The sequence below is a fragment of the Streptomyces sp. NBC_01439 genome, assembly GCF_036227605.1.
GTDB lineage: Bacteria > Actinomycetota > Actinomycetes > Streptomycetales > Streptomycetaceae > Streptomyces.
On record NZ_CP109487.1, the window covers coordinates 6,899,385 to 6,925,401 of the forward strand.

Below are 26,017 nucleotides of genomic sequence, written 5' to 3' on the forward strand. Positions count from 1 at the left end.
GATGCCCGAGGCCTACGTAGTCGATGCGGTACGCACCCCCGTGGGACGGCGGAACGGCGGCCTGTCCACCGTCCACCCGGCCGACCTCGGCGCACACGTCCTGAAGGCACTGATCGAGCGGTCCGGGGTGGACCCGGCCGCCGTGGAGGACGTGGTGTTCGGCTGCCTCGACACGGTGGGGCCGCAGGCCGGGGACATCGCCCGGACGGCCTGGCTGGCGGCCGGCCTGCCCGAGGAGGTGCCCGGGGTCACCGTCGACCGCCAGTGCGGGTCCTCGCAGCAGGCCGTGCACTTCGCGGCGCAGGGCGTCCTGTCCGGCACCCAGGACCTGGTGGTCGCGGGCGGCACCCAGAACATGTCGATGATCCCGATCGCCTTCGCCTCGCGGCAGGCGGCGGAGCCGCTCGGCCTCACCGAGGGGCCCTACGCGGGCTCGGCGGGCTGGCGGGCCCGGTACGGGGACGCCCCGGTGAACCAGTTCCACGGCGCCCAGCTGATCGCGCAGAAGTGGGGGATCTCCCGGCAGGACATGGAGGAGTTCGCCCTGCGCTCCCACCGGCGGGCGGTCCGGGCCATCGACGAGGGCCGCTTCGCGCGCGAGACGGTGGCGTACGGGGAGGTGCGCGTGGACGAGGGCCCGCGCCGGGACACCACCCTGGAGAAGATGGCCACCCTGAAGCCGGTGGTCGAGGGCGGCACCATCACGGCGGCCGTCTCCTCCCAGGTCTCGGACGGGGCGGCGGCCATGCTGATCGCCTCCGAGCGGGCGGTACGGGAACACGGCCTGCGGCCGCGCGCCCGCATCCACCACCTCTCCGTACGGGGCGAGGACCCCATCCGCATGCTGTCCGCGCCGATCCCCGCCACGGCGTACGCGTTGAAGAAGACCGGCATGTCGCTGGCCGACATCGACCTCGTGGAGATCAACGAGGCGTTCGCCCCGGTGGTGTTGGCCTGGCTGAAGGAGACCGGGGCCGACCCGGAGCGGGTCAACGTCAACGGCGGCGCGATCGCGCTCGGCCACCCGCTGGGGGCGACCGGGGTGAAGCTGATGACCACCCTCCTGCACGAACTGGAACGCACCGGCGGCCGCTTCGGCCTCCAGACGATGTGCGAGGGCGGCGGCCAGGCCAACGTGACGATCATCGAGCGGCTGTAGCCGCCCGGCGCCGGGCCTCGTCCCGCATGGCGGGCTTGCCCTCCACCTCGAACCGCACGGCGTCCACGCGGTTCGCGCCGGCCGTGACCGCGCCCTCACCCGCCGGCTCGGCCCGACCCGTAGGGGTGAATCTTTTCGCCGAGGGCGGAGACGGCCCGGCGGGCCGGGGCGGGTGTACGGAGGGCCCGGGAGCGGCCACGACCCAAGGGGGACGGGGGCTCCGGCCCGCTGACCGCCCCGCCGGGCCCGTCGGTACACCGCAGGTCGGCGGGGTGGAGGGCGCAGGTCACACTCCTCGCCCCGGGACTCCCCGCAGCGAGGTGTGCTAGCTTAGAGCTCGTTGCAGTTGTGGTACCCATGAACTTTATGTGCGCCTGACGGGAATGCTCCGCAGGCGCTTTTATTGTTTTGCCGGAATCTCCGGATGGGGCCCTTTGCCGCCTATTCAGGAGATTTAAAATGGCACTTGGCACCGTGAAGTGGTTCAACTCGGAAAAGGGCTTCGGCTTCATCGAGCAGGACGGTGGCGGCCCGGACGTCTTCGCCCACTACTCGAACATCGCCACCCAGGGCTTCCGTGAGCTCCAGGAGGGCCAGCGCGTGTCCTTCGACGTCACCCAGGGCCAGAAGGGCCCCCAGGCGGAGAACATCATCCCCGCCTAAGTTCTTCAGCATGCCGGGGTCCGCACCGCGAGGTGCGGGCCCCGGCTTGTCTGCTGTTTCGACCTTTGTTTTACCTGCCGGTTTCAGGAGGGCTTTCTCGCATGACCAGCTCCAGCTCCGCACGACCCAGCCGCCGCCCCACCCGGGGTCGAGGTGCGGCCCAGGGGCGTCCGAAGTCTGGCGCGGGACGGCAGAAGTCCGCGCCCGTCGCCCGGCCCCAGGAATTCACCATGCCCGAGCCGATCGCCCCGGCGCTGCCGCCGGTCGAGTCGTTCGGCGACATGGACATGCCCGAGGCGCTGCTGAAGACCCTCGCCGCCCAGGGTGTCACGGAGCCGTTCCCGATCCAGGCGGCGACGCTCCCGAACTCCCTCGCCGGCCGTGACCTGCTCGGCCGCGGCCGCACCGGCTCCGGCAAGACGCTGGCCTTCGGCCTGGCCCTGCTGGCCCGTACCGCCGGCCGCCGCGCGCAGCCGAAGGCACCGCTCGCGCTGGTCCTCGTACCGACCCGTGAGCTCGCGCAGCAGGTCACCGACGCCCTGGCCCCGTACGCCACGGCCGTCAACCTGCGCATCGCGACCGTCGTCGGTGGCATGTCGATCAACCGGCAGTCGGGCGCCCTGCGCCGCGGCGCCGAGGTGCTCGTCGCCACCCCCGGCCGCCTGAAGGACCTCATCGACCGCGGTGACGCCGACCTCTCGCAGGTCTCCATCACCGTCCTCGACGAGGCCGACCAAATGACCGACATGGGCTTCATGCCGCAGGTCACGGCGCTGCTCAAGCAGGTCGAGCCCGGCGGCCAGCGGATGCTGTTCTCGGCGACGCTGGACAAGAACATCGACAAGCTCGTCAAGATGTTCCTGACCGACCCGGTCGGCCACTCCGTCGACCCGTCGGCCGGTGCGGTTACCACCATGGAGCACCACGTCCTGTACGTCATGGACGAGACCGACAAGAAGGCCGTGGCGACGCGCATAGCCGCTCGCGACGGCCGGGTGATCATGTTCGTCGACACCAAGCGCGGGGTCGACCGCATGGTCAAGAAGCTCCTCGCCGACGGCGTGCGCGCCTCCGGCCTGCACGGCGGCCGCTCCCAGCCGCAGCGCAATCGCACCCTCGACTGGTTCAAGACGGGCGAGGTCACCGCGCTGGTCGCCACGAACGTCGCGGCGCGCGGCATCCACATCGACGACCTCGACCTCGTCGTCAACGTGGACCCGCCCACCGACCACAAGGACTACCTGCACCGCGGCGGCCGTACCGCCCGTGCCGGCGAGTCCGGCAGCGTGGTCACCCTGGTCCTCCCCGACCAGAAGCGGGACATGAGCCGTCTGATGTCGGACGCCGGTATCTCCCCGCGCACCGCGCAGATCAAGTCCTCCGACGAGGAACTGGCCCGGCTGACCGGCGCCAAGGAGCCCTCGGGCATCCCGGTCGTGCTGGAGGTTCCGCAGCCGACCGCGCCCAAGCCGCGCACCGGCTCCGGTTCGGGCTCCGGCTCGCGCCGCCGCTCGGGCGGCGGTCCGCGCACCGGTTCCGCCACGGGCGGCGCTCCGGCGGCCGGCGGTCGCGGCCGTCGTTCCGGTGGGGGCGCCTCCGGGCAGGCCCCGGCGGCCTCCGGTTCGGGCCAGGCCCGGCGCGGCGGCCAGGGCGGCGCGGCGGCCGGTGGCTCCGGCGAGCGCAGCCGGCGCACCGGTGGCGGTGCCCCCTCCGGCGGTGCGGCCGCGGCCTCGGCGCGCAGCCGCGTCGGAACGGGCGGCCAGGGCCGCCGCCGGTCGGTCTGACCGCACACGGTGACCACTACGCCGGGCAGTGCTTCACGCACTGCCCGGCGTAGTGCTGTCCCGCCCCGCCCCGTTCGCTCTGCCCGCCCCGCCTCCGTCAGCGGACCATCTTGTCCTGGAGCTTCGCCAGCGTCCGCAGATCCAGGCCGAGGCCCTGGGTCAGGTAGCCGTAGAAGCTCCCGTAGTCCGCTTCCAGTTGCGCCGTGGCCGAGTCCAGGTAGTCCTGGCGGACCTCCTGGAGCGGGATCAGCAGGTCCGGGTTCTGCATCCGGCCCGACTGCTTGAGGCCCGCCCGCACCCGGGCGTCGTAGGCGGCGCGGAAGGCGTTCGAAGCCAGGTAGTCGCGCTCCGCGGTGTCCTCGGGGACGGCGAGGGCGCGCAGCAGGACGTAACTCATCCAGCCGGTCCGGTCCTTGCCGGACGTGCAGTGGTACAGGACCGGGCCCTGCCGGCCGTCGGCGATCTCCCGCAGGGTCGCCGCGAACTGCGCCCGGTTCTCGGGGCTGCTCACGAAGGTGCGGTAGATGTCGCGCATGTAGGCCTCGGCTCGGCCACCGCCGAGCATCTGCTCCTGGACGACGGGATCGCCGCTGCCGATCGCGCCGACGAGGGTTCCGTAGAGGCCGAGGTCACTGACGGGGCGCGAAGTGGGGGAGAGCCCGGTGGGCAGCCGGTCGGCGCCGTCGTACTGGAGCTCCATCGGGATGCGGAAATCGACGACCTTCGTGAGGCCGAGACCGGAGACGGTGGTGACGTCGGCGTCGGTCAGCTTGCTCAGTGCGTCGGAGCGGTAGACCAGTCCCTGGCGGACCTGGCCGCCGGTCCACGAGCGGTAGCCGCCGATGTCCCGGAGGTTGACGGCGCCCTGGAGGGGGATCTGGCGAATCGTTTCGGCCTGCTGCTGCAGGTGGTGCTGGTGGTGCCGGGCACTGACCCCGGCTCCGGGCGCCGCCGACGCGTACGCGGCGGCGGGCAGGGTTCCGACGGCGAGGGCGGCGGCGGTCGCCGCGGTCACCAGGCGGATGCGGGCACGGCTCATGGGGGCGACTCCTGTGACGGAGAAGGGGGATCACCCTGGTGGTGGCAGGGTGCGGAGCGAGTGCAGTGCTTCGAGTGATTCCAGTGCCTGTTGTGCTTCGGCCATGACGCGGGATACGAGCTCCGCACAGGACGGAAGATCGTCGATCACCCCCGCGACCTGGCCCGATGCCATGACGCCGAGGTCCGTACGGCCCTCGACCATGGACGCCTTGAGGAGCATCGGGGTGTTCGCGGCGAGCAGGACCTGGCTCCAGGACAGGTCCTTGCCGTGTTTCATCGCGAGGCCGTCGCGGACCATCTGCGGCCAGCTCAGCCCGGACAGCTTCCGGAAGGCGGCCGCGTGCCGCACCGCCCGGACCAGCGCCCGGGTACGGCCCGCCCGTTCCAGGGCATCGACCAGCTCCGTACGGAGCATGCGGTGCGGCAACCCGTCGACGGCCGTGGTGACGGTGACGTCCTTGACCGTGGCCTTCAGGTACTCGGCCTTCACGACGTCCGGAACGGTGGAGTCGGAGGTCAGCAGGAACCGGGTGCCCATGGCGATGCCCGCGGCCCCGTACGACAGCGCCGCGACCAGGCCGCGCCCGTCGCTGAAGCCGCCGGCCGCGATCACCGGGATGTCCACGGCGTCCACGACCTGCGGCAACAGCACCGTCGTGGCCACGTCACCCGTGTGACCGCCGCCCTCGCCGCCCTGCACGATCACCGCGTCGGCGCCCCACGCGGCCACCTTCTCGGCGTGCCGCCGGGCCCCGATCGACGGGATGACGACCACGCCCGCGTCCTTGAGCCGCCCGATCAGCTCCTTGGAGGGCGCCAACGCGAACGAGGCGACCCGCACCCCCTCGTCGATGATCAGTTGGGCGCGCTCGGCCGCGTCTGTGGCGTCGGCCCGCAGATTGACCCCGAAGGGGGTCCCGTCCGGGATGCGGGACGTGACCTCGCGGACCGCCGAACGCAGCTGGTCCAGCGTCATCGTGGCCGAGGCCAGGATGCCCAGTGCCCCCGCGTTGGCCGCGCCCGACACCAGGCGGGGTCCGGCGACCCAGCCCATGCCCGTCTGCACGACGGGGTGTTCGACGCCGACCAGCGCGGTGAAGGCCGTCTCCATCGGATCAGCCCCGCACTTCGCGGTCGCGCAGCCCCGCGGGGTCGATCACCTCGCGGATCAGCCGCAGCTCGTCGGGGGTCGGCTCCCGCGTGTACGGGACCTCCTCGGCGACGGTCAGCTCGAACCCGGTGGCCGCCCGGACCTCCCCGACGGTGACCCCGGGGTGCACGGAGACCAGCCGCATCGCGTGGCAGGGGCCGCCGAAGTCGAAGACGCCGAGATCACTGACCACCCGGGGAAGGTGGTGGAAGCGGGTCACTCCCGCCGCCTCCGCGCGGTCGTAACCGACGCCGCTGACCATGTCCACGCGCTCGACGAAGACCCGGGTGGAGTGCTTGGGGATCCAATAGCTCACCGGATTGTTCAGGGTGTTGACGGGAGCACCGCGCACCCCGAGGAGCTGGCGCGCCGGCCGCTCCCAGTCGCCGATGCAGGAGATGTTCTGGTTGCCGAAGCGGTCGATCTGGCTGGCGCCCATCATCACGTGCCGCCGGCCACCGGTGACCATGGTCAGGTGGCGCCGGTACGGGAGCCAACCCTCGGCCGTGCCGTCCAGCCCGACGAGCAGCGCCTCGCCGTCGGTCAGCAGCAGGTCGGGGGAGAAGGTCCGCTTCGCGAGCCGGGCCCCGAAGGAAGGGATCAGGCCCATCGGGCTGGCGAGCACCTCGCCGTTGTCGCGCCAGGCCTCGGCGCAGGCGATCACGCAGTACTCGGCGCGCGTGACGGTCGCGGTGGTCGGTGTGCTGGCCGGTGTGCTGGCCGGTGTGCTGGCCGGTGTCGTGGTCACGGCTGCTGCTCCTCGTGCCAGGTCCGTACGGCGGACTGGTAGTCGTGCTCGCCCGCCCCGGAGAGGAAGCGCGCCGAGAACTCGGGCCAGGGGGTGGTCGCGTAGAGCTTCTGGAAGGGCTCGTCGCGGTCGTAGTCGGGGACGCAGGAGGTGAAGTGCGCGCCGTTCGGGGTCTCCACGACCCCGGTCACGGAGTGCCGGCTGACGAGGAGGGATTGCGGGGGGCCGGCCTTGGTGAGCTCGGCGGTCTCGACGAGGTGCTCGCAGGAGACGTAGGCGGCGTCGGCGGCCTCGCAGAAGAGGTCGTCGAAGTACGGGTCGGGGCCCAGGTACTGGGCGTTGCCGAGGCGGTCGGCGCGGTTGAGGTGCACCAGGGCCGCGTCCATGCGCAGGGCGGGGACGGCGACGAGCTCCTCGCCGTCGTCGTAGGGGGAGGTGACCGTGCGCAGCTCCGGGTTGACCCGCATGACGTCGGAGCCGAGGCCCGCGCGGACGGGGAGGAAGGGGAGCCGGTTGGCGGCGGCGTGCAGGCCCCACATGAACATGGCCTCGTCGAGCTCGGTGAGGGTGAAGGCGGCGCGCTCGCGGGCGGCCCGGAAGTGGGGCTCCAGCGGGACGGAGTCGAGGGTGACGAAGGGGGCGACCAGCTTGCGGATCCGGCCGGCGGCGGCCAGCAGGCCGACGTCGGGGCCACCGTACGAGATCACGGTGAGATCGGTGATCTCGGACCGGAGCAGTGCCCGCACCAGGGCCATGGGTTTGCGCCGGGACCCCCAGCCGCCGATGCCGATGGTCATCCCGCTGTGCAGCTGCCCGACCACCTCCTCGGGCGACAGGGTCTTGTCCGTCCTGTCCGTCCTGCCGGTCATGCGCGTTCTCCCTTCCCGAAGGTGTCGCGGACCCGGTCGGCCACCCCGCTGAGGTTGGCCTCGAAGGTGAAGCCCTGCTCGAAGCGGTAGCTGCGGCGCACGTCCACGGGGTCGATCCCGTTGATGGCCGCCTTGGCGAGCCGGATCAGATGGCCGTCCTTCTTCGCGATCTCGGCGGCCAGCTCCAGGGCGGCGGCGCGCAGCTCCGCGCGCGGGACCACCTTCCAAACCGAGCCGTGGGCGTGCAGTTCGGCGGCGGTCGCGGTGCGCGAGGTGTAGTACAGCGCGCGCATCAGGTGCTGCGGGACCAGCCGCGCCAGGTGGGTGGCGGCGCCGAGCGCACCCCGGTCCAGTTCGGGCAGCCCGAAGGTGGCGTCCTCGGAGGCGACGATCGCGTCGGCGTTGCCGACGAGCCCGATGCCGCCGCCCAGGCAGAACCCGTGCACGGCCGCGACGACCGGCACCTCGCACTCGTACACGGCGGCGAAGGCCTCGTAGCAGCCCCGGTTGGCGCCGACGAGCGCGGCGTGTCCGCTGTCGCGCTGCATCTCCTTGATGTCGACGCCGGCGTTGAAGCCGCGGCCCTCGGCGGCGAGGACGACGCACCGGACCTCGGGGTCGCGGCCGGCCGCCCGCAGGGCGTCGGCGAGTTCGTACCAGCCCTGCACCGGGAGCGCGTTGACGGGTGGGAAGTCGACTGTGACGAGTGCGATGCCCTTGTCGGGGCTTGAGGTGGAGACACCCATGAGCGGATCAGCTACCTTTCCACCAAACATTTGTTAGGTGAGGAAGGTAGCAGCCCATGGAGCTCGACGGGAGGGTGGTCGTCGTCACCGGAGGAACCCGGGGCGTCGGCGCCGGGATCGCCCGGTCGTTCCTCGCGGCCGGCGCGGACGTGGTCGTCTGCGCCCGGCGGCCACCGGAGCAGGAGGTGGTGGCGGACGGTCGGACGGCCGCGTTCACCCCGGTCGACCTGCGCGATCCCGCCGCCGTGCACGCGTTCTTCGGCGCGGTCGCGGCCCGGTACGGGCGACTCGACTGCCTGGTCAACAACGCGGGCGGCACCCCGTACCGGCTGCTGAGCGAGGGCGAGGCGCAGCGCCACGCGCGCGTCGTCGAGCTCAACCTGATCGCGCCGATGGCCGCCTCGCTCGCGGCGTATCCCTGGCTGCGGGAAGCGCGGGGCTCGGTGGTCATGATCGGCAGCGTCAGCGGGACCCGTCCCTCGCCGGGGACGGCCGCGTACGGCGCAGCCAAGGCGGGGCTGGAGAACCTGGCCCGGTCCATGGCCGTCGAATGGGCCCCCGAAGTGCGGGTCAACTCCCTGGTCCTCGGCATGGTGCGGACCGAACTGGCCCACCTGCACTACGGCGACGAGACCGGCATCGCCGCGGTCGGCGCCACCGTCCCGTTGGGGCGCCTCGCGGACCCCTCGGACGTGGGGGCGGCGGCGGTGTTCCTGGCCTCGGACCGGGCGGCGTACGTGAGCGGGGCGAGCCTGCTGGTGCACGGGGGCGGCGAGCGCCCGGCGTTCTTGGATGCGGCAACTGTCAACAAGGAGGACCGAGATGGCGGGACTGTGTGAAGGTCGGGTCGTGATCGTGACGGGCGCGGGGCGGGGGTTGGGGCGCGCCCATGCGCTGGCCTTCGCGGCGGAAGGGGCGAAGGTCGTCGTCAACGACCTCGGGGTCGGTCTCGACGGGTTGCCGGGGCCGGACGGCCCGGCGGCCCGGGTGGTCGCCGAGATCGAGGCGCTGGGCGGCGAGGCGGTCGCGCACGGCGGGGACGTCGCCACGTCGAAGGGTGCGGCCTCGCTGGTGGCGGCGGCCGTGGACGCCTTCGGGCGCCTGGACACCCTCGTCAACAACGCGGGCTTCCTGCGGGACCGGATGCTGGTCAACCTGGACGAGGACGACTGGGACGCGGTCATGCGGGTCCACCTCAAGGGCCACTTCCTGCCGCTGCGGTCGGCGGCCGCGTGGTGGCGGGCGGAGGCGAAGGCGGGCCGGCCGGTGGTCGCCCGGGTGGTCAACACCTCCTCCGGGGCCGGCCTGCTGGGCTCGGTCGGCCAGGGCAACTACAGCGCGGCCAAGGCCGGGATCCTCGCCCTCACGGCGGTCGCGGCGCAGGAGATGGGCCCCTACGGGGTCCAGGTCAACGCGATCGCCCCGGCGGCACGGACCCGGATGACGGAGCGGACCTTCGCCGAGACCATGGCCGCTCCCGCGGCGGGCGACTTCGACGTGATGGCCCCCGAGAACGTCTCCCCGCTGGTGGTGTGGCTGGGGGCGGAGGCTTCGGCGGGGGTCACGGGCCGGGTCTTCGAGACGGAGGGCGGCCGGATCACGGTGATGGAGGGCTGGCGGCCGGGCCCCACGGCGGACCGGGGCGCGCGCCGGACCCCGGCGGAGGCGGGGGAGGCGGCCCGGGAACTCCTCGCGGCGGCGCAGGCTCCGCTGCCGGTGTACGGCGCGCGGTAGCGGGCCCCGGTCCGGCCCCGGCGGCGGGGTCGGAGGCTAAGGTTCCTGGTCCGGGACAAGAGCCGAAGGGACACGAACCGATGATGGCCGTCACGCCGACCCCGCAGAAGATCACCACGTTCCTGATGTTCGAGGGGCGGGCGGAGGAGGCGATGACCTTCTACCTCTCGCTGTTCGACGACGCGGAGGTGGTCGCCATCAGCCGCTACGGCCCCGACGAGACCGGACCCGGAGCCGGACCCGAGGGGACCGTGCGCCACGCGACCTTCTCCCTGGCCGGACAGCAGTTCATGTGCATCGACAGCCCGGCCCAGCACGCGTTCGGCTTCACGCCCGCCGTGTCGCTGTACGTCCAGTGCGAGGACGAGGCCGAGATCGAACGCCTCTACGGAGCCCTCGCCGAGCAGGGCACCGAGCTGATGCCCCTGGGCTCGTACGGGTTCAGCCATCGGTTCGGCTGGGTGAACGACCGCTTCGGCGTCTCCTGGCAGCTGAACGTCGCGGCCCCGCCCAGCGCGGGCGGGTGACGCGCCGGCCCGGACCGGATTGTCCCGGACCGGATGTCCCGGACCGGGCCGGTTCCTTTCGTGCCCTCCCCGTGGGGGCCGGGTGCAGGGGACGGGAGCGGGCTCAGGCCGCGGCGGGCGCTCGCTCGGGGGCGGCCGTGGCGCTGCCGCCGTCCTTCTCGGCCCGCAGGTCCGGCAGGAGGGTGAACAGGCCGAGGAAGGCCATGACCACGCCGAGGACGAGCGGGGCCCGGAGCCCGTATGCGTTGATGCCGACGCCGCCGAGCCAGGAGCCGATGACGATGCCGAGCGTGATGAAGGAGGAGTGCACGGTGTTGACCAGCGGGCGGGCGTTCGCGGTGCGCTGGACCCGGGTGATCATGCAGGGGTTCATCGTGACGCCGACCAGACCGATGCCCATCATGAAGATCAGCGCGGGTGCGGTGACCTCGGCGAAGACGGCGAAGCCGGCGAGGAAGACCATGTTGAGCCCGAGCCCGACGAGCTGGGTCACGATCGTGTGCCGGTCGGCGAAGCGGCCCACGACGTGGTTGCCGACGACGGTCGCTGCTCCGTAGGCGACCAGCAGCCACGGCACCGAGCCCTCGCTGAAGCCGGTGAGCTCGGTGAGGATCGGCGTGAAGTAGCTGAAGGCGGAGAAGGTGGCGCCGATGATCAGCGTGGAGGTGGAGAACACCAGCCACAGCCGCGGGTTCTCGAAGACGCGCACCTCCTCCTTGACGGAGGGTCCGCCCTCCCCCTCGGCGCCGGTCACGGAAGGGACGCCGACGATCGTGGCGAGGGCCGCGAGCACGGTCAGCCCCGAGATCGCCCAGAAGGCGGCCCGCCAGCCGAACTGGCCGCCGACGAAGGTGGAGAGGGGCAGCCCGAGCAGGGTGCCGAGCATCAGCCCGTTCATGGCGGCGCCGATCGCCTTGCCGCGCACCTCCGGCTCGGTGATCTCGGCGACGACCGAGAGCGAGACGCCGAAGAAGGCGGAGGAGGCGACACCCGTGACGACGCGCCCGATGGCCATCGTCACGTAGTCGGTGGACAGCGCGGCCACGACGTTGCCGCCGAGGAAGACCGCGAAGAGCACCATCAGGGCGCTCTTGTGCGGGAGTTTGAGCACGGCGGTGGCCAGGAAGGGCCCGCCGAGAGCCATGGCGACGGCGAACGCGGTGATCAGGTAGCCGACTCGGGGGACGGTGACCCCGAGCCCTTCGGAGATCTGGGGCATCAGGCCGGCCACCACGAATTCACTGGTGACCATGGCGAAGATGCCGAGGGCGAGGACGTACACGGCCTTGGGCACGGCCGTCACCACCTTTCTATAAGAAAACGATCGTTCCAGAATGCGGGTGGGCGGGACCCCGCCCCGGGTCAAGGGGATTGAGGGTCGGTCAGTGGGCCCGAGGGGTCGGAGCCGGACGTCGAGCGGGCGTCAGCCGGTACGCGACAGGCCCGTGAGGGCCTGGTCGACGACCTGGGTCAGGTAGTCCCGGTCCGCCGTCCGCTCCATGACGCGCAGCCCCTGGGTGAGGGTGACGAGGAACCGGGCGGTGATGCGCACGTCGACGCCGGGCGCCAGCTCCCCGGCCACCTCCGCGCGCAGCAGGAGGTAGGCGAAGGCCTCCTCCAGGGACCCCAGTGCCCCGCCGAGCCGTTCGGCGGCCTTCGCGTCCCCCGGTAGCCGCTCCAGCACGCCGTGGGTGACCATGCACCCGCCGCGGAGCGGATCGGCCAGCGCTGATTCGACGTAGGAGAGGAGGAAGGCGCGCAGGACCGGCAGGGTGGGGCCCTCGTCGGAAGGGGCGAGGTCCGTCCGGGCGCGGTCCGCCTCGACGGCGCAGTACAGGTCCAGCGCCTTGAGGTAGAGGTCGTGCTTGGAGCCGTAGGCGGCGTACATGCTGGAGCGGTTGATGCCCAGCGCGTCCACGAGGTCCTGGATCGAGGTGGCCTCGTACCCCTGGTGGCGGAACAGCTCCATGGCCTTCACCAGGGCGGACTGCGGGTCGAACTCCTTGGGCCTCGCCATGGACCTGAGGCTACCCCATTTCCAACCGATCGTTTCAGAAAGGAGGTGCAGTGGTCCGGCGTTCGCCGAAATTCGGCGGGAACCGTCCCGCACCCACACCTCCCGGCGTGCGGACCAGCAGCGGCTTCGCCATGTGCGGATCACCTGCGAGGGCTGAAACGGAAGCGGGCCCGGCCCCCTGGCGAGGGGTCGGGTCCGAGTCTTCAGCGGTGCGTTGTCCTATGACTACCCGCTACATCCACTCGCTGAACCGCAACCGGCCCATCATGTTGCCCATTTCCTGTTCCGAGACCTTCGGCCGCGGATCCCGCGGGTCCCGGGGGGCCTTGCGGTCCCGGCGGGCCTGGCACGCCGTTCGCGCCGGCCGTGGCCGCGCCACCGACGACCCCGAGCGGACGCCGGTCCCTTTCGGCCAGGGTGCGATCGGCCTCGACATGCAGGCCACGATGTTGTGATGATCACTTACGAGAGCACCTCGCGCACGGCCAAGGCTGGAAACCTCAACCTCCACTTCCACGAGGCAGGACCGGACCGCACCGACGCCCCCGTCCTCGTCCTCCTCCACGGCGGCGGACCCGGCGCCTCGGCCTGGTCCAACTTCGGGCCCAACATGCCCTTCCTCGCCGAGCGGTTCCGCACCCTGCTCATCGACCAGCCCTGCTACGGCCGCTCCGACAAGCCCGAACCCGACCGCGACTACTTCAGCTTCAGCGCCGCTGCGACCGCCGCCCTCATGAACGAACTCGGCATCGAGAAGGCCCACTTCATCGGCAACTCCCTCGGCGGCGGCACCGCCGTCCGGATGTCGCTGAACCACCCGGACAAGGTGGGCAAGCTGCTGCTCATGAGCCCCGGTGGAATTTCGGTCAATCTCTTCTCGGCCGACCCCACCGAAGGCATCCGGCGGCTCTTCGCGTTCGCCGCGGCCGCCGAACCCACCCGCGAGCAGATGCGCGCCTTCCTCACGACGCTCGTCCACGACCCCTCGCTCATCACCGACGAACTCGTCGAAGAGCGCTACGCCCGGGCCATGGACCCGGACGCGCGGATCGGAAGCGCCCGCATGGGCGCCTCCTTCGCCAACCCCGCCTGGCAGCAGGACACCCTGCTCTGGCGCGAGGCCCACCGCATCAGCCACCCCACCCTGCTCACCTGGGGGCGCGAGGACCGGGTCAACCCGCTCGACGGCGCGCTGTTCGCCCTCAAGGCCGTCCCCGACGCTCGCCTGCACGTCTTCCCGCGCTGCGGCCACTGGGCGCAGACCGAGGCCTTCGACGACTTCAACCGCCTCGCCGCGGACTTCTTCGCACATTGACGCCGAACCTCGCACCGGTCGGCGAGGGCTGCTCGGCGGCGGTGACGGGGGAGGCCTACCCCGGACCGGGCGCGACGATCGGCCCGGCCGCGGCCTTCGGCCGGGCGGCCAGGGGCGCCATCGCCGCGGGGCTCGGCTGACGGAGGCGGGGCCCCGGCGGTGCGGTGGGGCGGCGGGCTCGCACTGCCCGCCGCCCCGGGGCAGATCGGGTCGGGTCAGGTCGGGTCAGGTCGGATCGGCTCGGCTCGGTTCAGGAGAGCTTGCCGTTGTAGTCCGGCAGCTTGACGGTGCGCTCCGCGTGACCGCCGACGAGGTCGGTCGGGCTGTTGCCGATGTTGGCGATGATCGTGTAGCCGCGCGCCTCGATCTCCGCCCGCTTGCCCGTCTTGTAGGCGCTGACCTCATCGAACAGGTCGGGCAGGTCGCGGACGTAGAGCCCCGAGATCGGGTAGCCCACGGCCTTGAGGTTGCGCTCGGTGAGGGAGTGGATGATCCCGGGGCGGGCGGTGACGAAGAAGATCGCGACGCCGCGCTCGTGCGCGTACTGGGTCAGCGCGCGGACCTTGGCGATCGCGGGGGTCGGGAAGGTCCAGAACCAGTGGAAGTCCGTCTCCAACGAGGTGTTGTCGATGTCCAGGACGAGGGCGGGCTTCTCGCCGGCGGGCGAGGCGGCGATGCGGGCCTCGATGGCGGGCCGGGCCGCGTCGATCACGGCGGCGACGTCCCGCTGCCAGGTGGCGTAGTCGATGCCGAGGATCGCGGCGTTGCCGCCGGGCGCGGAGGCGGCCGGAGCCGCGGCCGCGGCCACGGGTGCGGGAGCCGGTGCCGGGACGGGCGCGGCCTGGGCCGCGGTGGCCGGAACCAGCGTCAGGACGGCGGCGGCCGCGGCCACGCCGATGGCGGCGGTACGGGGCGTACGGGTGCGGCGGGTGCTGCGCATGGGGGGCGCTCCCTCGGTCACGGAGTTGGCATGTACGTGACCAGAGTTGGCGAGAACCGACCCTATGTCTACTGGCCGGTAGGAAACTTTTTGTGGCCGCGTGATGAATGATCTACGTGGTGCAGTCGAGCACGGTGCGGCACAGCCCGCAACGGGCCCGCAGCCGCCCGCGCACCGGCACCCGCAGTCGCTGCGCGCACACCGGACACGGGAAGCTCACCCGCAACCCGGCGCCGGTCCCCTCCGGTTCGAAGCGGTAGGCGGAGCCGTCGGCGGGACCCGCACCGGCGGGACCCGCACCGGCGCGGCGCGCCTTCGCGTACCGCCGCCGCGCCAGTGGCCCGGCGGCCGTCAGTGGGGCCCTGCGGTGGTCGCGCTCGGCCAGCGCGCGCCCGTGCACGTAGGCCTCGTACGCCTGCGGGCTGGTGAACCAGGGGGCGGGGTCCTCGCCGAACAGGGCGGCGCGCTTGGCGAGGACGTAACCGAACTCCTCCGGCGTGAGGTAGCCGAACCTCTGGTGGGTCAGGGCGTCCTCGCGGTACGCGTTCAGGAGCAGCCAGCCCGCCCCCAGGTAGGCGGCGGTGGTGTCGGTCAGGATCTCGTTCTCCGCGGTGCCGGGGAAGCGCAGGTCCAGCCGGTGCAGGAGGACGTGGGCCACCTCGTGCGCGAGGGCGGCCGCCAGGTCGCGGCGGTGGGTGCGGAAGCGGTCGTTGACCTCGACGAAGTACTCGGGGCCCGCGACCAGTTCCACGGTGGCGGCCTGCTCCATCGCCCGGAAGGAGACCACCATGCGCGCGTCGGGCAGTCGGAGCGTGCGCACCGTCGCGGCGGCCACCCGTTGTGCGCCCAGGTGGAGGTCATCGGCGTCGTCGAAAGCGGCGTCGACGGGGGCGAAGCTCGTGTCTTAGGCCCGGATCCCGTCGGCCGACAGTCGGCGGAAGAGCGCGGTGATCGAGGCGCGGACGGTCGCCAGATGCGGAAATCCGTGCTCGACGGGGCTGCGCGACCCCCTGTTCTCCGTCATCGGGCCCTCCTTACCGCAATCTCTGCCGCCGCGGCGGGAGTTGGCCGAAATTGCCTTCTTGATGTCCACCACACGCCTGTTGTGTCATGGACCCGTCATTCACCCGATGACGCGCACGCACAGCCCAACCCCCCACGAAAGGCAGTGTGTTGACTGTGACCACCCTTGTGCAGTTGATGAAGCGCACCCTCGCCGTCGGCGCGGTCGCCCTCGCCGCCGTCAGCCTCCAGCCCGGCACCGCCACCGCCGGCCCGGCACCCGTCGTCGGCGGCACCCGCGCCGCCCAGGGCGAGTTCCCCTTCATGGTGCGCCTCTCCATGGGCTGCGGCGGAGCCCTCTACACCCAGCAGATCGTCCTTACCGCCGCCCACTGCGTGAGCGGCTCCGGCAACAACACCTCCATCACCGCCACCGCCGGGGTCGTCGACCTCAACAGCTCCAGCGCCATCAAGGTCAAGTCCACCAAGGTCCTCCAGGCCCCCGGCTACAACGGCAAGGGCAAGGACTGGGCCCTCATCAAGCTCGCCAAGCCCATCAACCTGCCCACCCTCAAGATCGCCGACACCAAGGCCTACGACAGCGGCACCTTCACCGTCGCAGGCTGGGGAGCCGCCCGCGAGGGCGGCGGCCAGCAGCGCTACCTCCTGAAGGCCAACGTCCCCTTCGTCTCCGACGCCAGCTGCCAGAGCTCGTACGGCAGCGACCTCGTCCCCGGCGAGGAGATCTGCGCCGGCCTGCCGCAGGGCGGCGTCGACACCTGTCAGGGCGACTCCGGCGGCCCCATGTTCCGCCGCGACAACAACAACGCCTGGATCCAGGTCGGCATCGTCAGCTGGGGCGAGGGCTGCGCCCGACCGAACTACCCCGGCGTCTACACCGAGGTCTCCACCTTCGCCGCCGCGATCAAGAGCGCCGCGGCCGGCATGTAGCTCGCCCTGCTCCGCCCGCTCCTCCCGCCCGCCCTTCCGGCCGGTCACGCACCGGCCGGAAGGGCGGTCTCCGGTTCCACGGCGGGCGACGGGTGGCGGCAGCGGGCGAGCGGTCACCGCTGGCGACCGTGGCACGGCCGGAACCTGCTTCCGGACGACCCTCGAAAGCCGGCCGGACACCGAGGTCGTCACCGCCGCCGCCTTCACCGCCACCGCCGCCGGACACCGGCCGGACCTCCTGCTCCTCGACGTCCGCATGCCGGGACTCGACGGCCTCGAAGTCACCCGCCGCCTCTCCGGCAACCCGGCCACGACCGACACACCGCACATCGTCATCGGCATCGTCACCACCTTCGACCTCGACGAGTACGCCCATGCGGCGCTCCGCGGCGGAGCGCCCGCCTTCCTCCTGAAGGACACCGGCCCCGCCGTGCTGGTTGAAGCGGTCCGGGCGGCAGTCGCCGGAGCCCCCTCGTCCCGCCCGCCGCCCGCCGCCCGCCGCCCGGTGATCGTGCCGGGCCCGGGCGATCCAGCGCTGCCAGGGGCGCCACCCAGTGGTAGCCGGAGGAGTTCGAGGCGCGGGGTCCGGGGCGGGGCCCCGGGAGGTCCCGGCGCAGCCGGCCCGATCCCGATCCCGACCCCGACCCCGATCCCGATCCCGATCCCGACCCCGACCCCGATCCCGAGCTCGAGCCCGATCCCGACCCCGATCCCGAGCTCGAGCCCGATTCCGCGCCCGGGCGCCCTCGCCCGCCAGCGCCGGCGGCCAGAGGTCACCGGGGCCACCCGCCGGCCCCTGGGCGTCCTAGCCCAGCGCGATGGCCCGCAGTGCGGCCAGGTGTCGCTCGTAGACCGCCCGCCCCTCGGCGGTCAGCGAGACCCAGGTGCGCGGACGCCGCCCGACCCGGCCCTTCTGGACCTGCACCCAGCCCGCCTCCTCCAGCGCCGCCACCTGTTTCGACAGTACCGAGTCCGAGACCTCGACCAGGTCCCGTACGAAAGCGAACTCGGCCTTGTCCAGCGGAGCCAGCGCCGCCACCACCGAAAGCCGTACGGGGGCGTTCAGCAGCGGCGCGAGGTCGTGCCGCGGATGCCCGCCCCGCTTCACGTCCGCCCCGGTGTCCGCGTCCGCCCCGGTGTCCGGGGTCGGCCCGTCCGTCATGCCGTCCTCCGCATCTCGGTCCAGGCGCCGACGGCCAGGGGCAGCGCACACACCGCCGCGGCCACCGCCGCGAACGGCACGCCGTGCCCGAACAGCGCGGTGCCGAGGGTGACCGTCAGGGCGAACAACGTCGCCCAGGACGCCACCAGCAGCACGTGCTTCTTCCCGAACCCCCGCCGCATCGCGCGCTGCCGCGCCGCGTACACGCTCAGCCCGGCCACCAGCAGCCCATTGGTCACCGAGAACGTCACCGCCGAGATCGGCCCGTGCCACAGCACGGCCATCGGTACGAGCACCAGCTGCCCGGCCGCGAACACCCACAGGTAGCGCGCGTACCAGCCGCTGCGCTGCCGCGCCGCCCGCTCCAGACCGGCCGCCCGACCCAACGCCCCGACCGCCTTCGCCGTCTCCTCCATGGTTCCCCCTCGCTCGCACACGGATGATCGCTCCTAGTCGATTTCCACTATGGCGAGTACTTTCCACTCTGGCAAGTGTCTGGCGGCCGTCTCACAGGCCGATTGCCCGAGGAACCGACGGCCGCCGCCACGTATTCTCGGGAACCATGAACATCAGCGACCTCGACAACGGCACCGGCACGGGCGCGGCCGACGACTCCGCAGGCATCGACGAGAGCGTCACCGCCGAACTCGCCCGCCTGCGCGACAGCATCGACAACATCGACGCCGCCGTCGTCCACATGCTCGCCGAACGCTTCAAGTGCACCCAGCAGGTCGGCCACCTCAAGGCCAGGCACCAGCTGCCCCCCGCCGACCCGGGCCGCGAAGCCAGCCAGATCGCCCGCCTGCGCCAGCTCGCCGAGAACGCCAAACTCGACCCCGCCTTCGCCGAGAAGCTCCTCAACTTCATCATCGCCGAGGTCATCCGCCACCACGAGACGATCGCTGCGGGCGAAGAGTAGAAGGGAGAAGCCGGGGGTCCGGCCGCCCACTGGGGCAGCATGGGCCCCATGTCCGCACTGACGCGCAACGAAGCGCAGCTCCGAGCCCAGCTCCTCGACGTCCAGCACTACGCCGTCACCCTCGACCTCACCGGCGACGACGAGACCTTCGACTCCGCCACCGTCGTCCGGTTCACCGCACGCACCGCCGCAGACACCTTCATCGAGCTGAAGCCCGCCGAATTGCGCTCGGCCACCCTCGACGGCATCCCCCTCGACCCGGCCACCCTCGCCGACGACCGGCTGCCGCTCACCGGCCTCACCGAAGGCCCCCACGAGCTGCACCTCGACACCCGCATGCGCTACTCGCGCACCGGCGAGGGCCTGCACCGCTTCACCGACCCGGCCGACAACCAGACGTACGTCTACAGCCAGATGTTCCTGGACGACGTCCAGCGGGTCTTCCCGGCCTTCGACCAGCCCGACCTCAAGGCCGTCTTCGAATTCACCGTCACCGCCCCCGCCCACTGGACCGTCCTCGCCAACGGCATCACCACCCGCACCGGCGCCGCCCCCGACAACAGCGGCGCAGCCATCTGGCAGTCCGCCCCCACCCCCCTCATCTCCACCTACCTCGCCGCCGTCGCCGCCGGCCCCTGGCACAGCATCCGCACCGAACACGCCGGACTGCCCTTCGGCATCCACTGCCGCCAGTCCCTCGCACCCCACATGGACGTCGACGCCGAAGAAATCCTTTCCATCACCAAGGCCTGCTTCGACCGGTACCAGGAGAAGTTCACCGAGCCCTACCCCTTCGACTCCTACGACCAGGCCTTCGTGCCCGAGTTCAACGCCGGCGCCATGGAGAACCCCGGACTCGTCACCTTCCGCGACGAGTTCATCTTCCGATCCGCCGTCACCGACACCGAACGCCAGTCCCGCGCCATGGTCATCGCCCACGAGATGGCCCACATGTGGTTCGGCGACCTCGTCACCCTCGCCTGGTTCGACGACATCTGGCTCAACGAATCCTTCGCCGAATACATGGGCTACCAGACCCTCACCGAAGCCACCCGCTTCACCGACACCTGGACCGACTTCGGCGTCACCCGCAAGCCCTGGGGCTACGACGCCGACCAGCGCCCCTCCACCCACCCCGTCGCCCCCGCCCCCGAAGACGTCCCCGACACCGCCTCCGCCCTCCTCAACTTCGACGGCATCTCCTACGCCAAGGGCGCCTCCGCCCTGCGCCAGCTCGTCGCCTGGCTCGGCGAGAAGGACTTCCTGGCCGGCATCAACACCCACTTCGCCCGCCACAAGTTCGCCAACGCCTCCCTCGCCGACTTCATCGACTCCCTCGCCGCCCACACCGAACGCGACATCCGCGCCTGGGCCGACATCTGGCTGCGCACCACCGGCATCGACACCCTCACCTCCCGCATCGAGGAATCCGAGGGCCGCCCCGACACCGCCACCGGCTGGACCCTCGCCGTCGACCGCCGCGGCAGCCGCCCCCACCACATCGCCGTCGGCGTCTACGACCGCGACCCCGCCGACGACCGCTTCCTCGAACTGCGCGAACTCCTCGACCTCGACGTCCCCTCCGACGAGATCATCTCCGTGACCGGAGCCCGCCCGGCCCTCCTCGTCCTCAACGACGTCGACCTCACCTACGCCAAGGTCCGGCTCGACGAAACCTCCGTCGAAACGGTCCTGCGCAGCCTCTCCGGCATCCCCGAGGCACTCACCCGCGCCGTCGTCTGGAACGCCCTGCGCGACATGGTCCGCGACGGCGAACTCGACCCCCACGCCTACCTGGCCACCGCCGCCGCGCACCTGCCCGAAGAGGACGACCTCGCCATCGTCCAAGGCGTCCTCGCCTTCGCCCGCACCCAGGTTGCCGTGCGCTACCTCGCCCCCGAAGAGCAGACCGCGGCCCTCGCCACCCTCACCACCATCGCCCGCGACCTGCTCCGGCGCACCGAGGACGGCTCCGAGCCCGGCATGCGGCTGACCGCCGTACGCACCCTCGTCGACAGCGCCACCCAGCCCGACACCATCGCCGCCTGGCTCACCGACGACACCGTCCCCGGCGGCCCCGCACTCGACCCCGAACTGCGCTGGCGCATCCTCGGCCGCCTCGCCGTCCTCGGCGCCGTCGGGGAAGCCGAGATCGACGCCGCCCTCGCCGCAGACACCAGCGCCACCGGCCAGGAAGGCGCCGCCCGCTGCCGCGCCGCCCTCCCCACCATCGAGGCCAAGGCCGCCGCCTGGGACCGCCTCTTCCACGACGACAGCCTGTCCAACTACCTCTTCAGCGCCACCGCCCAGGGCTTCTGGCAGCCCGAACAGGCCGAACTGCTCACGCCGTACGTCACCCGCTACTACCCGGAGGCCGTCGCCCTCGGCGCCCGCCGCGGCCCGGCCATCGGCGAAGCCGCTGGCCGCTGGGCGTTCCCCGCGTACGCCGTCGACGAGTCCAACCTCCAGGCCGGCCACACCTGCCTCACGAACCCGGACGTCATCCCCCTCCTGCGCCGCAAACTGGTCGACCAACTCGACGACCTCGCCCGCGCCCTCAAGGTCCGCCGAGCCTCTGCCGAGAGCTAGCCGGAAGCCGGCGAACGGGGCCCGAGCCAGGCCCGGGCCCCCGACCGGCCCCTTGGCCCAGGCCGGCCCCGCAGCCCCCGACCCGGCCCCGGGCCCCGGCTGTGGTTCCCGACCCGGGCCCCGGGCTCGGGCCCCCGACCCGGTCCCTGGCCCGGTCACGGGCTCGGCCCCCGAGCCGGCCCCGGGCTCGGCCCCTGGTCCCGGCTGTGGCCGCCGGCCTGGCCTCTGGTCCCGTTCCAGCCTCTGGTCCCTGCCCAGCTCCTGGTTCCGTTCCGGCCCGTGGCCCCGCCCCCGGCTGAACCCGGGCTCGGCCCCTGGTTCCGGCTGTGGCCCCCAGCCTGGCCTCCGGTCCCGTTCCGGCTCCCGGTCCCGGCACCCCCGGCTGCGCCCGGGCTCCGGCCCCCCGGGCCCCGCCCCTGCCCCCGCTCCGGCCGGCCCTCGGCCGGGGCTTGGTCGGGGCTTGGTCGGTCGGTTTCTCGACTCCGGACAAACCCCGGCGGTTACCCCATTCGGGTCTGATCGTTGTACCGGCCGGGTGCGGTGCCCGCCCCGCCCGCCCCGCACCCGGCCAGCCCCGGAGGACCCCGATGACCGCGCCGCCCGGCCCACGCGCAACACCCCCGCTCGCCGGAGGCCCCGACGGGCCCACCGCCCTGCGCCCCCTCCTCGACACCGTCCTCGACGCCCTCACCACCGGCGCCCACGACCGCGGCGGCCCCCTCCCCGCCGGCGGCCCGACCACCGTCACCGCCCGCGTCCACGCCGCCCTCGGCGACGCCGGCGTACTCCCCGCCCACGGCACCGGCGCCCACGAAGCCCTCCGCACCCTCGTCCACACCCTGGCCGCCGGCGCCGCCGACCCCGCCGACCCCCTCTGCGCAGCCCACCTGCACTGCCCCCCGCTCGCCGTCGCGGCCGCCGCCGACCTCGCCGCCTCCGCCCTGAACCCCTCCCTCGACTCCTGGGACCAGGCCCCCGCCGCCTCCGCCGTCGAAGCCCTCCTCACCCGCACGCTCGCCGCCGAGTTCTACGACACCCCCCACGCCGACGCCCTCGTCACCACCGGCGGCACCGAAGCCAACCAACTCGCCGTCCTCCTCGCCCGCGAACGCCACGGCCCCGCCCTCACCGTCCTCCACGGAGCCAACGCCCACCACTCCGTACCCCGCGCCGCCTGGCTCCTCGGCCTGCCCCCGGCCACCGAACTCCCCACCCCCGCCGGCACCCTCGACCCCGCCCGCCTCGCCGAAGCCCTCGCCGCCGCCCTCGGCCCCACCCTCGTCACCGTCACCGCCGGCACCACCGACGCAGGCCTCATCGACCCGCTCCACCGCATCGCCGACCTCTGCGACCGCTACGGCGCCGACCTCCACATCGACGCCGCCTACGGCGGCCTCCTCGCCCTCAGCCCCCGTCACCGCGACCAACTCGCCGGACTCGGCCGCGCCCACTCCCTCACCATCGACCTGCACAAACTCGGCTGGCAGCCCGTCGCCGCAGGCCTCCTCGCCGTCCCCGACACCGCCCTCCTGGCCCCCCTCGCCCACCAGGCCGACTACCTCAACGCCACCGACGACACCGAAGCGGGCCTGCCCGACCTCCTCGGCCGCTCCCTGCGCACCACCCGCCGCCCCGACGCCCTCAAGATCGCCACCACCCTCCGCGCCCTCGGCCGCGACGGCCTCACCGCGCTCATCGACCGCACCGTCGACACCGCACACCACCTCGCCCGACTCCTCGACGCCCACCCCGGCTTCGAACTCCACGCACCCCCCACCCTCACCACCGTCCTCTTCCGGCCCACCCACGCCGACGACGACCACCTCGCCACCCTGCGCCGCACCCTCCTGCACCAAGGCCGCGCCGTCCTCGGCCGCACCCACGCCGACGGCCGCCTCTGGCTCAAAGCCACCCTGCTCAACCCGCACACCACAGCGGGGGACCTGGACCAGCTCATTTCCCTCCTGGAAGGCAGCACCCACCGATGACCGCCCAGCTCGACGCCCCCCACGACCTTGTCGGAATCGGGATCGGCCCCTTCAACCTGTCCCTCGCAGCGCTCGCCCACGGCCTGCCCCAACAAGGAGCCGGCGAACTCGCCACCGCCTTCTACGACCAGCGCCGCGACTTCCGCTGGCACCCCGGACTCCTCATCGAAGGAGCCACCCTCCAGGTCCCCTTCCTCGCCGACCTGGTCACCCTCGCCGACCCGGCCAGCCCCTGGAGCTTCCTCAGCTACCTCAGGCACAAGGAACGGCTCTTCCCCTTCTACTTCGCCGAGCAGTTCCACATCCACCGCGCCGAATACGACGCCTACTGCCGCTGGGTCGCCGGCCGCGTCCCCGGACTCCACTTCGGCCACCAGGTCGACGCCGTCCGCTGGAACCCCGAACGCGACCTCTTCGAAGTCGACTTCACCCAACTCGACGCCACCGGCGAAGCCGAAGCCCTCGGCCGCACCCACGCCCGTAACCTCGCCCTCGGCATCGGCACCGCCCCCTACGTCCCCGAACCCCTGCGCCCCCTCGCCGACGCCCCCACCGTCCCCGTCATCCACTCCGCCGACTACCTCGACAACCGCCAACGCATCCTCGGCGCCGAACACGTCACCGTCATCGGATCGGGCCAGTCCGGCGCCGAAGTCTTCCTCGACCTCCTGCGCGCCCGCCCCGCCGGCCGCGAACGCCTCACCTGGCTCGCCCGCACCCCCTCCTTCGCCCCCATGGAGTACTCCAAGCTCGGCCTCGAACACTTCACCCCCGACTACACCCGCTACTTCCACTCCCTCCCCGAACCCGTACGCGACCAACTCGTCCCCACCCAATGGCAACTCCACAAGGGCATCGACACCGACACCATCGCCGCCATCCACTCCGAGCTCTACCGCCGCACCCTCCACGGAGGCTGGCCCGACGCCGTCCTCACCCCCGGAGTCAGCGTCCGCACCGCCGGTCGCGTCGCCACCACCAAGGTCGAACTCCACCTCGAACACGTCGAGCAGGGCACCCGCTCCCGCCTCACCACCGACGCCGTCGTCCTCGCCACCGGATACCGGGAGCGACCGCTGGGCAGCCTCCTCGCCGGCCTCGACCCGTACCTGCGCAAGGACTCCTCCGGCCGCCCCCGCATCGACGACCGCTACCGGATGATCCTCGACCCCACCGTCACCGGCAGCGTCTTCGTCCAGAACGGCGAACGCCACTCCCACGGTGTCGGCGCCCCCGACCTCGGCCTCGCCGCCTGGCGCAGCGCCGCCATCCTCAACACCCTCACCGGCAAGGAGCCCTACCCCCAGCCGGCCCGCACCGCCTTCACGACCTTCGGCCTCGACCAGCGCGAACACAGCCGACCCCGCCCCGCCGGCGAACTCCGCCCCCTCGTCGACCACCCCTGAGAGGTCCGCGTCCGGTGATCGAGATCCCGCCCCCACCGCCCCGGGCCGCCACGAGGGGCGGGAACGTGACCGGATACAACTATCTGCGCAGACCGAACGTCCCTTCTGTCGAAGAAACGTTTCCAGGGGGTTTTGTCTGTGAAGTTTTCCCGGATCGCCGCAGCGGTGACCACCGCTGCCCTTGCTCCGGCCGTCCTCATCGCGTCACCGGCCTTCGCCGCCGGCCACGACGCCCCGGCCACCGGCAACCAGCCGGCACCGACCACGCCGGACCAGGCCGTGCCCGACCAGGCCGCGCCCGACCGGGCCGAAGAGGACCGCAAGACCATCCTCGCGATCATCGCCCACCCGATGGCCAGCGAGTTCATGAAGGAAGCCGGCCGCAAGGCCATCGCCGACGGCCCCAAGGCCATGCGCAAGTTCATCGAAGTCGACCAGCACAACATCCGCATGGACGACTACCGCATCGCGATCCTGCGCCTCCTCCCGGGCGCCGGCCCCGGCCTGAAGGAAGGCGTCAACAAGGTCCTCAGCAGCAACCCGACCATCGACCAGCTCCGCCACTTCTACGACGCCACCCAGCACGAGCTGCGCGACGACGACAACAAGGTCGAGATCTCCCGGCTCATCAGCACCGGCGGCACCGGCGTGAAGGAAGCCGGCAAGAAGGCCCTGAAGGGCACCCCCGCCGACCGCGCGGAGTTCCTCAAGACCGGCCGCCACCACGCCCAGGCCCAGGACGATCTGGTCGAACTGGCCCGCATCGACGAGGGCTGGGACGGCCCGATCCTCACCGAGGCGATCGGCAAGCTCATGAACGGATCGCCGACCCCGGCCGAGTTGCGCCACTTCCTGGAAGTGACCCAGTACCAGCTCCGCGACCAGGACAACCGCGTCGCCATCGCGAAGACCATCGACGGCGGCGGCCCGGAACTCGTCAAGGCCGGCCGCGCCGCCCTCGCCGGCACCCCCGCCGACCGGACCGAGTTCCTCAAGACGGGCCAGCACGAGGCCCGCGCCAAGGACCAGGCCGCCAAGGACAAGGAAAAGCCCGCCCCCGACAAGGACGGTCAGGAACAGGGCAACGGCGCCGGCACGGGCTCCGGTACCGACAACACGAACACCGGCACCGGCACCGGCAACACCGCCGTCACCGCCCAGGGCCACAACGGATCCCCCCTCGCCACCACCGGCGCGGGCGACCACACCACCCTGATCGCCGGCGGCGCGGGCACCGCGATCGCCGCGGGCGCCGGACTGCTCCTCGCCGCCCGCATGCGCCGCGCCGGCGCCGCACGCTGACCGAA

At 72.4% G+C, this 26,017-nt stretch carries 24 protein-coding genes and 2 pseudogenes; 15 read left to right on the forward strand and 11 right to left on the reverse strand.

The genetic code is table 11. From position 1 onward, the window contains the following. The first annotated feature begins 1 nt into the window (after position 1). The 3 genes from OG207_RS31315 to OG207_RS31325 all read left to right on the forward strand — a co-directional run bounded on the left by OG207_RS31315 (position 2) and on the right by OG207_RS31325 (position 3,606). Positions 2-1,159 (forward strand): acetyl-CoA C-acetyltransferase, encoded by a 1,158-nt coding sequence (locus OG207_RS31315; RefSeq protein ID WP_329103040.1) that lies wholly within the window; start codon positions 2-4, stop codon positions 1,157-1,159. 459 nt (positions 1,160-1,618) lie between these two features. Beyond that, entirely contained in the window at positions 1,619-1,822 is a 204-nt protein-coding gene (locus OG207_RS31320; RefSeq protein ID WP_030010141.1) for a cold-shock protein, read from the forward strand. Positions 1,823-1,923: 101 nt separating this feature from the next. After that, a complete protein-coding gene (locus OG207_RS31325) occupies positions 1,924-3,606 on the forward strand; it encodes a DEAD/DEAH box helicase (protein ID WP_329103042.1) in 1,683 nt (560 codons plus the stop codon). A 97-nt stretch (positions 3,607-3,703) separates the two neighbouring features. On the opposite strand, the gene OG207_RS31330 is transcribed toward OG207_RS31325, so the two are convergent. Genes OG207_RS31330 through OG207_RS31350 form a run of 5 tightly spaced genes read right to left on the reverse strand, consistent with a single transcriptional unit; the run spans position 3,704 to position 8,160 of the window. Beyond that, a complete protein-coding gene (locus tag OG207_RS31330; RefSeq protein WP_329103044.1) occupies positions 3,704-4,645 on the reverse strand; it encodes a tyrosine-protein phosphatase in 942 nt (313 codons plus the stop codon). A 30-nt stretch (positions 4,646-4,675) separates the two neighbouring features. Then, on the reverse strand, positions 4,676-5,758 hold the full coding sequence (locus OG207_RS31335; protein WP_329103046.1) for an NAD(P)H-dependent flavin oxidoreductase: 1,083 nt from the start codon (positions 5,756-5,758) through the stop codon (positions 4,676-4,678). 4 nt (positions 5,759-5,762) lie between these two features. Next, on the reverse strand, positions 5,763-6,545 hold the full coding sequence (locus OG207_RS31340) for a CoA-transferase subunit beta (protein WP_443072768.1): 783 nt from the start codon (positions 6,543-6,545) through the stop codon (positions 5,763-5,765). Next, complete coding sequence (locus tag OG207_RS31345) at positions 6,542-7,414, reverse strand: CoA transferase subunit A (protein WP_329103048.1); 873 nt, start codon at positions 7,412-7,414, stop codon at positions 6,542-6,544. The genes OG207_RS31340 and OG207_RS31345 overlap by 4 nt, the downstream gene beginning before the upstream one ends. Beyond that, a complete protein-coding gene (locus tag OG207_RS31350; protein WP_329103050.1) occupies positions 7,411-8,160 on the reverse strand; it encodes an enoyl-CoA hydratase family protein in 750 nt (249 codons plus the stop codon). The genes OG207_RS31345 and OG207_RS31350 overlap by 4 nt, the downstream gene beginning before the upstream one ends. A gap of 56 nt (positions 8,161-8,216) precedes the next feature. Between OG207_RS31350 and OG207_RS31355 the strand changes: the two genes are divergently transcribed. The 3 genes from OG207_RS31355 to OG207_RS31365 all read left to right on the forward strand — a co-directional run bounded on the left by OG207_RS31355 (position 8,217) and on the right by OG207_RS31365 (position 10,421). Further along, positions 8,217-8,999 (forward strand): SDR family oxidoreductase, encoded by a 783-nt coding sequence (locus OG207_RS31355; RefSeq protein WP_329103052.1) that lies wholly within the window; start codon positions 8,217-8,219, stop codon positions 8,997-8,999. Beyond that, the gene (locus OG207_RS31360; protein WP_329103053.1) at positions 8,983-9,894 is read left to right on the forward strand and encodes an SDR family oxidoreductase; all 912 of its coding nucleotides are present in this window, start codon (positions 8,983-8,985) and stop codon (positions 9,892-9,894) included. Before OG207_RS31355 ends, OG207_RS31360 begins: the two co-directional genes overlap by 17 nt. An 80-nt stretch (positions 9,895-9,974) precedes the next feature. Then, on the forward strand, positions 9,975-10,421 hold the full coding sequence (locus OG207_RS31365) for a VOC family protein (RefSeq protein ID WP_266597768.1): 447 nt from the start codon (positions 9,975-9,977) through the stop codon (positions 10,419-10,421). A gap of 103 nt (positions 10,422-10,524) precedes the next feature. Here OG207_RS31365 and OG207_RS31370 read toward each other — a convergent pair whose 3' ends face one another. Next, positions 10,525-11,715: an MFS transporter gene (locus OG207_RS31370; protein WP_329103056.1), complete on the reverse strand. Its 1,191-nt coding sequence runs from the start codon at positions 11,713-11,715 to the stop codon at positions 10,525-10,527. 129 nt (positions 11,716-11,844) lie between these two features. Next, positions 11,845-12,438 (reverse strand): TetR/AcrR family transcriptional regulator, encoded by a 594-nt coding sequence (locus tag OG207_RS31375; RefSeq protein ID WP_329103058.1) that lies wholly within the window; start codon positions 12,436-12,438, stop codon positions 11,845-11,847. Between the two features lie 454 nt (positions 12,439-12,892). Between OG207_RS31375 and hsaD the strand changes: the two genes are divergently transcribed. Both hsaD and OG207_RS31385 read left to right on the forward strand, forming a co-directional pair. After that, positions 12,893-13,753, forward strand: a complete 861-nt coding sequence (gene hsaD / locus OG207_RS31380) for a 4,5:9,10-diseco-3-hydroxy-5,9,17-trioxoandrosta-1(10),2-diene-4-oate hydrolase (protein WP_329103060.1) — start codon at positions 12,893-12,895, stop codon at positions 13,751-13,753. Then, positions 13,750-13,893 carry a hypothetical protein gene (locus OG207_RS31385; RefSeq protein ID WP_329103061.1) on the forward strand — a complete coding sequence of 48 codons (144 nt, stop codon included), beginning with the start codon at positions 13,750-13,752 and terminating at the stop codon, positions 13,891-13,893. Before hsaD ends, OG207_RS31385 begins: the two co-directional genes overlap by 4 nt. Before the next feature lie 110 nt (positions 13,894-14,003). Here OG207_RS31385 and OG207_RS31390 read toward each other — a convergent pair whose 3' ends face one another. Continuing rightward, entirely contained in the window at positions 14,004-14,693 is a 690-nt protein-coding gene (locus OG207_RS31390; protein ID WP_329103063.1) for an HAD family acid phosphatase, read from the reverse strand. A 112-nt stretch (positions 14,694-14,805) separates the two neighbouring features. Further along, a pseudogene (locus tag OG207_RS31395) lies at positions 14,806-15,717 on the reverse strand (hypothetical protein). Positions 15,718-15,893: 176 nt separating this feature from the next. On the opposite strand from OG207_RS31395, the gene OG207_RS31400 reads away from it, so the two are divergent. Further along, positions 15,894-16,646, forward strand: a complete 753-nt coding sequence (locus OG207_RS31400; RefSeq protein WP_376163066.1) for a S1 family peptidase — start codon at positions 15,894-15,896, stop codon at positions 16,644-16,646. Positions 16,647-16,848: 202 nt separating this feature from the next. Further along, positions 16,849-17,085: pseudogene (locus OG207_RS31405) on the forward strand (response regulator); the annotation flags it as partial. A gap of 366 nt (positions 17,086-17,451) precedes the next feature. Here the strand turns inward: OG207_RS31405 and OG207_RS31410 are convergent. Next, positions 17,452-17,808 carry a winged helix-turn-helix domain-containing protein gene (locus OG207_RS31410; protein ID WP_329103068.1) on the reverse strand — a complete coding sequence of 119 codons (357 nt, stop codon included), beginning with the start codon at positions 17,806-17,808 and terminating at the stop codon, positions 17,452-17,454. Continuing rightward, complete coding sequence (locus OG207_RS31415) at positions 17,805-18,224, reverse strand: hypothetical protein (protein WP_329103071.1); 420 nt, start codon at positions 18,222-18,224, stop codon at positions 17,805-17,807. The genes OG207_RS31410 and OG207_RS31415 overlap by 4 nt, the downstream gene beginning before the upstream one ends. 146 nt (positions 18,225-18,370) lie before the next feature. On the opposite strand from OG207_RS31415, the gene OG207_RS31420 reads away from it, so the two are divergent. The 5 genes from OG207_RS31420 to OG207_RS31440 all read left to right on the forward strand — a co-directional run bounded on the left by OG207_RS31420 (position 18,371) and on the right by OG207_RS31440 (position 26,012). Continuing rightward, entirely contained in the window at positions 18,371-18,727 is a 357-nt protein-coding gene (locus OG207_RS31420) for a chorismate mutase (RefSeq protein WP_329103073.1), read from the forward strand. 48 nt (positions 18,728-18,775) lie between these two features. Further along, positions 18,776-21,316: an aminopeptidase N gene (gene pepN / locus OG207_RS31425; protein ID WP_329103075.1), complete on the forward strand. Its 2,541-nt coding sequence runs from the start codon at positions 18,776-18,778 to the stop codon at positions 21,314-21,316. Between the two features lie 587 nt (positions 21,317-21,903). Then, complete coding sequence (locus OG207_RS31430; protein WP_329103077.1) at positions 21,904-23,304, forward strand: pyridoxal phosphate-dependent decarboxylase family protein; 1,401 nt, start codon at positions 21,904-21,906, stop codon at positions 23,302-23,304. Further along, entirely contained in the window at positions 23,301-24,710 is a 1,410-nt protein-coding gene (locus OG207_RS31435) for a lysine N(6)-hydroxylase/L-ornithine N(5)-oxygenase family protein (protein WP_329103079.1), read from the forward strand. The genes OG207_RS31430 and OG207_RS31435 overlap by 4 nt, the downstream gene beginning before the upstream one ends. Before the next feature lie 138 nt (positions 24,711-24,848). Next, on the forward strand, positions 24,849-26,012 hold the full coding sequence (locus OG207_RS31440; protein ID WP_329103081.1) for an ALF repeat-containing protein: 1,164 nt from the start codon (positions 24,849-24,851) through the stop codon (positions 26,010-26,012). The last annotated feature ends 5 nt before the right edge of the window (positions 26,013-26,017 follow it).

Bases quoted from the DNA above. Each gene is read 5' to 3' on its own strand.
- OG207_RS31315 (WP_329103040.1), top strand. From the start codon at position 2: ATGCCCGAGGCCTACGTAGTCGATGCGGTACGCACCCCCGTGGGACGG.
- OG207_RS31320 (WP_030010141.1), top strand. From the start codon at position 1,619: ATGGCACTTGGCACCGTGAAGTGGTTCAACTCGGAAAAGGGCTTCGGC.
- OG207_RS31325 (WP_329103042.1), top strand. From the start codon at position 1,924: ATGACCAGCTCCAGCTCCGCACGACCCAGCCGCCGCCCCACCCGGGGT.
- OG207_RS31330 (WP_329103044.1), bottom strand. From the start codon at position 4,645: ATGAGCCGTGCCCGCATCCGCCTGGTGACCGCGGCGACCGCCGCCGCC.
- OG207_RS31335 (WP_329103046.1), bottom strand. From the start codon at position 5,758: ATGGAGACGGCCTTCACCGCGCTGGTCGGCGTCGAACACCCCGTCGTG.
- OG207_RS31345 (WP_329103048.1), bottom strand. From the start codon at position 7,414: ATGACCGGCAGGACGGACAGGACGGACAAGACCCTGTCGCCCGAGGAG.
- OG207_RS31350 (WP_329103050.1), bottom strand. From the start codon at position 8,160: ATGGGTGTCTCCACCTCAAGCCCCGACAAGGGCATCGCACTCGTCACA.
- OG207_RS31355 (WP_329103052.1), top strand. From the start codon at position 8,217: ATGGAGCTCGACGGGAGGGTGGTCGTCGTCACCGGAGGAACCCGGGGC.
- OG207_RS31360 (WP_329103053.1), top strand. From the start codon at position 8,983: ATGGCGGGACTGTGTGAAGGTCGGGTCGTGATCGTGACGGGCGCGGGG.
- OG207_RS31365 (WP_266597768.1), top strand. From the start codon at position 9,975: ATGATGGCCGTCACGCCGACCCCGCAGAAGATCACCACGTTCCTGATG.
- OG207_RS31375 (WP_329103058.1), bottom strand. From the start codon at position 12,438: ATGGCGAGGCCCAAGGAGTTCGACCCGCAGTCCGCCCTGGTGAAGGCC.
- hsaD (WP_329103060.1), top strand. From the start codon at position 12,893: ATGATCACTTACGAGAGCACCTCGCGCACGGCCAAGGCTGGAAACCTC.
- OG207_RS31390 (WP_329103063.1), bottom strand. From the start codon at position 14,693: ATGCGCAGCACCCGCCGCACCCGTACGCCCCGTACCGCCGCCATCGGC.
- OG207_RS31400 (WP_376163066.1), top strand. From the start codon at position 15,894: ATGAAGCGCACCCTCGCCGTCGGCGCGGTCGCCCTCGCCGCCGTCAGC.
- OG207_RS31410 (WP_329103068.1), bottom strand. From the start codon at position 17,808: ATGACGGACGGGCCGACCCCGGACACCGGGGCGGACGCGGACACCGGG.
- OG207_RS31415 (WP_329103071.1), bottom strand. From the start codon at position 18,224: ATGGAGGAGACGGCGAAGGCGGTCGGGGCGTTGGGTCGGGCGGCCGGT.
- OG207_RS31420 (WP_329103073.1), top strand. From the start codon at position 18,371: ATGAACATCAGCGACCTCGACAACGGCACCGGCACGGGCGCGGCCGAC.
- pepN (WP_329103075.1), top strand. From the start codon at position 18,776: ATGTCCGCACTGACGCGCAACGAAGCGCAGCTCCGAGCCCAGCTCCTC.
- OG207_RS31430 (WP_329103077.1), top strand. From the start codon at position 21,904: ATGACCGCGCCGCCCGGCCCACGCGCAACACCCCCGCTCGCCGGAGGC.
- OG207_RS31435 (WP_329103079.1), top strand. From the start codon at position 23,301: ATGACCGCCCAGCTCGACGCCCCCCACGACCTTGTCGGAATCGGGATC.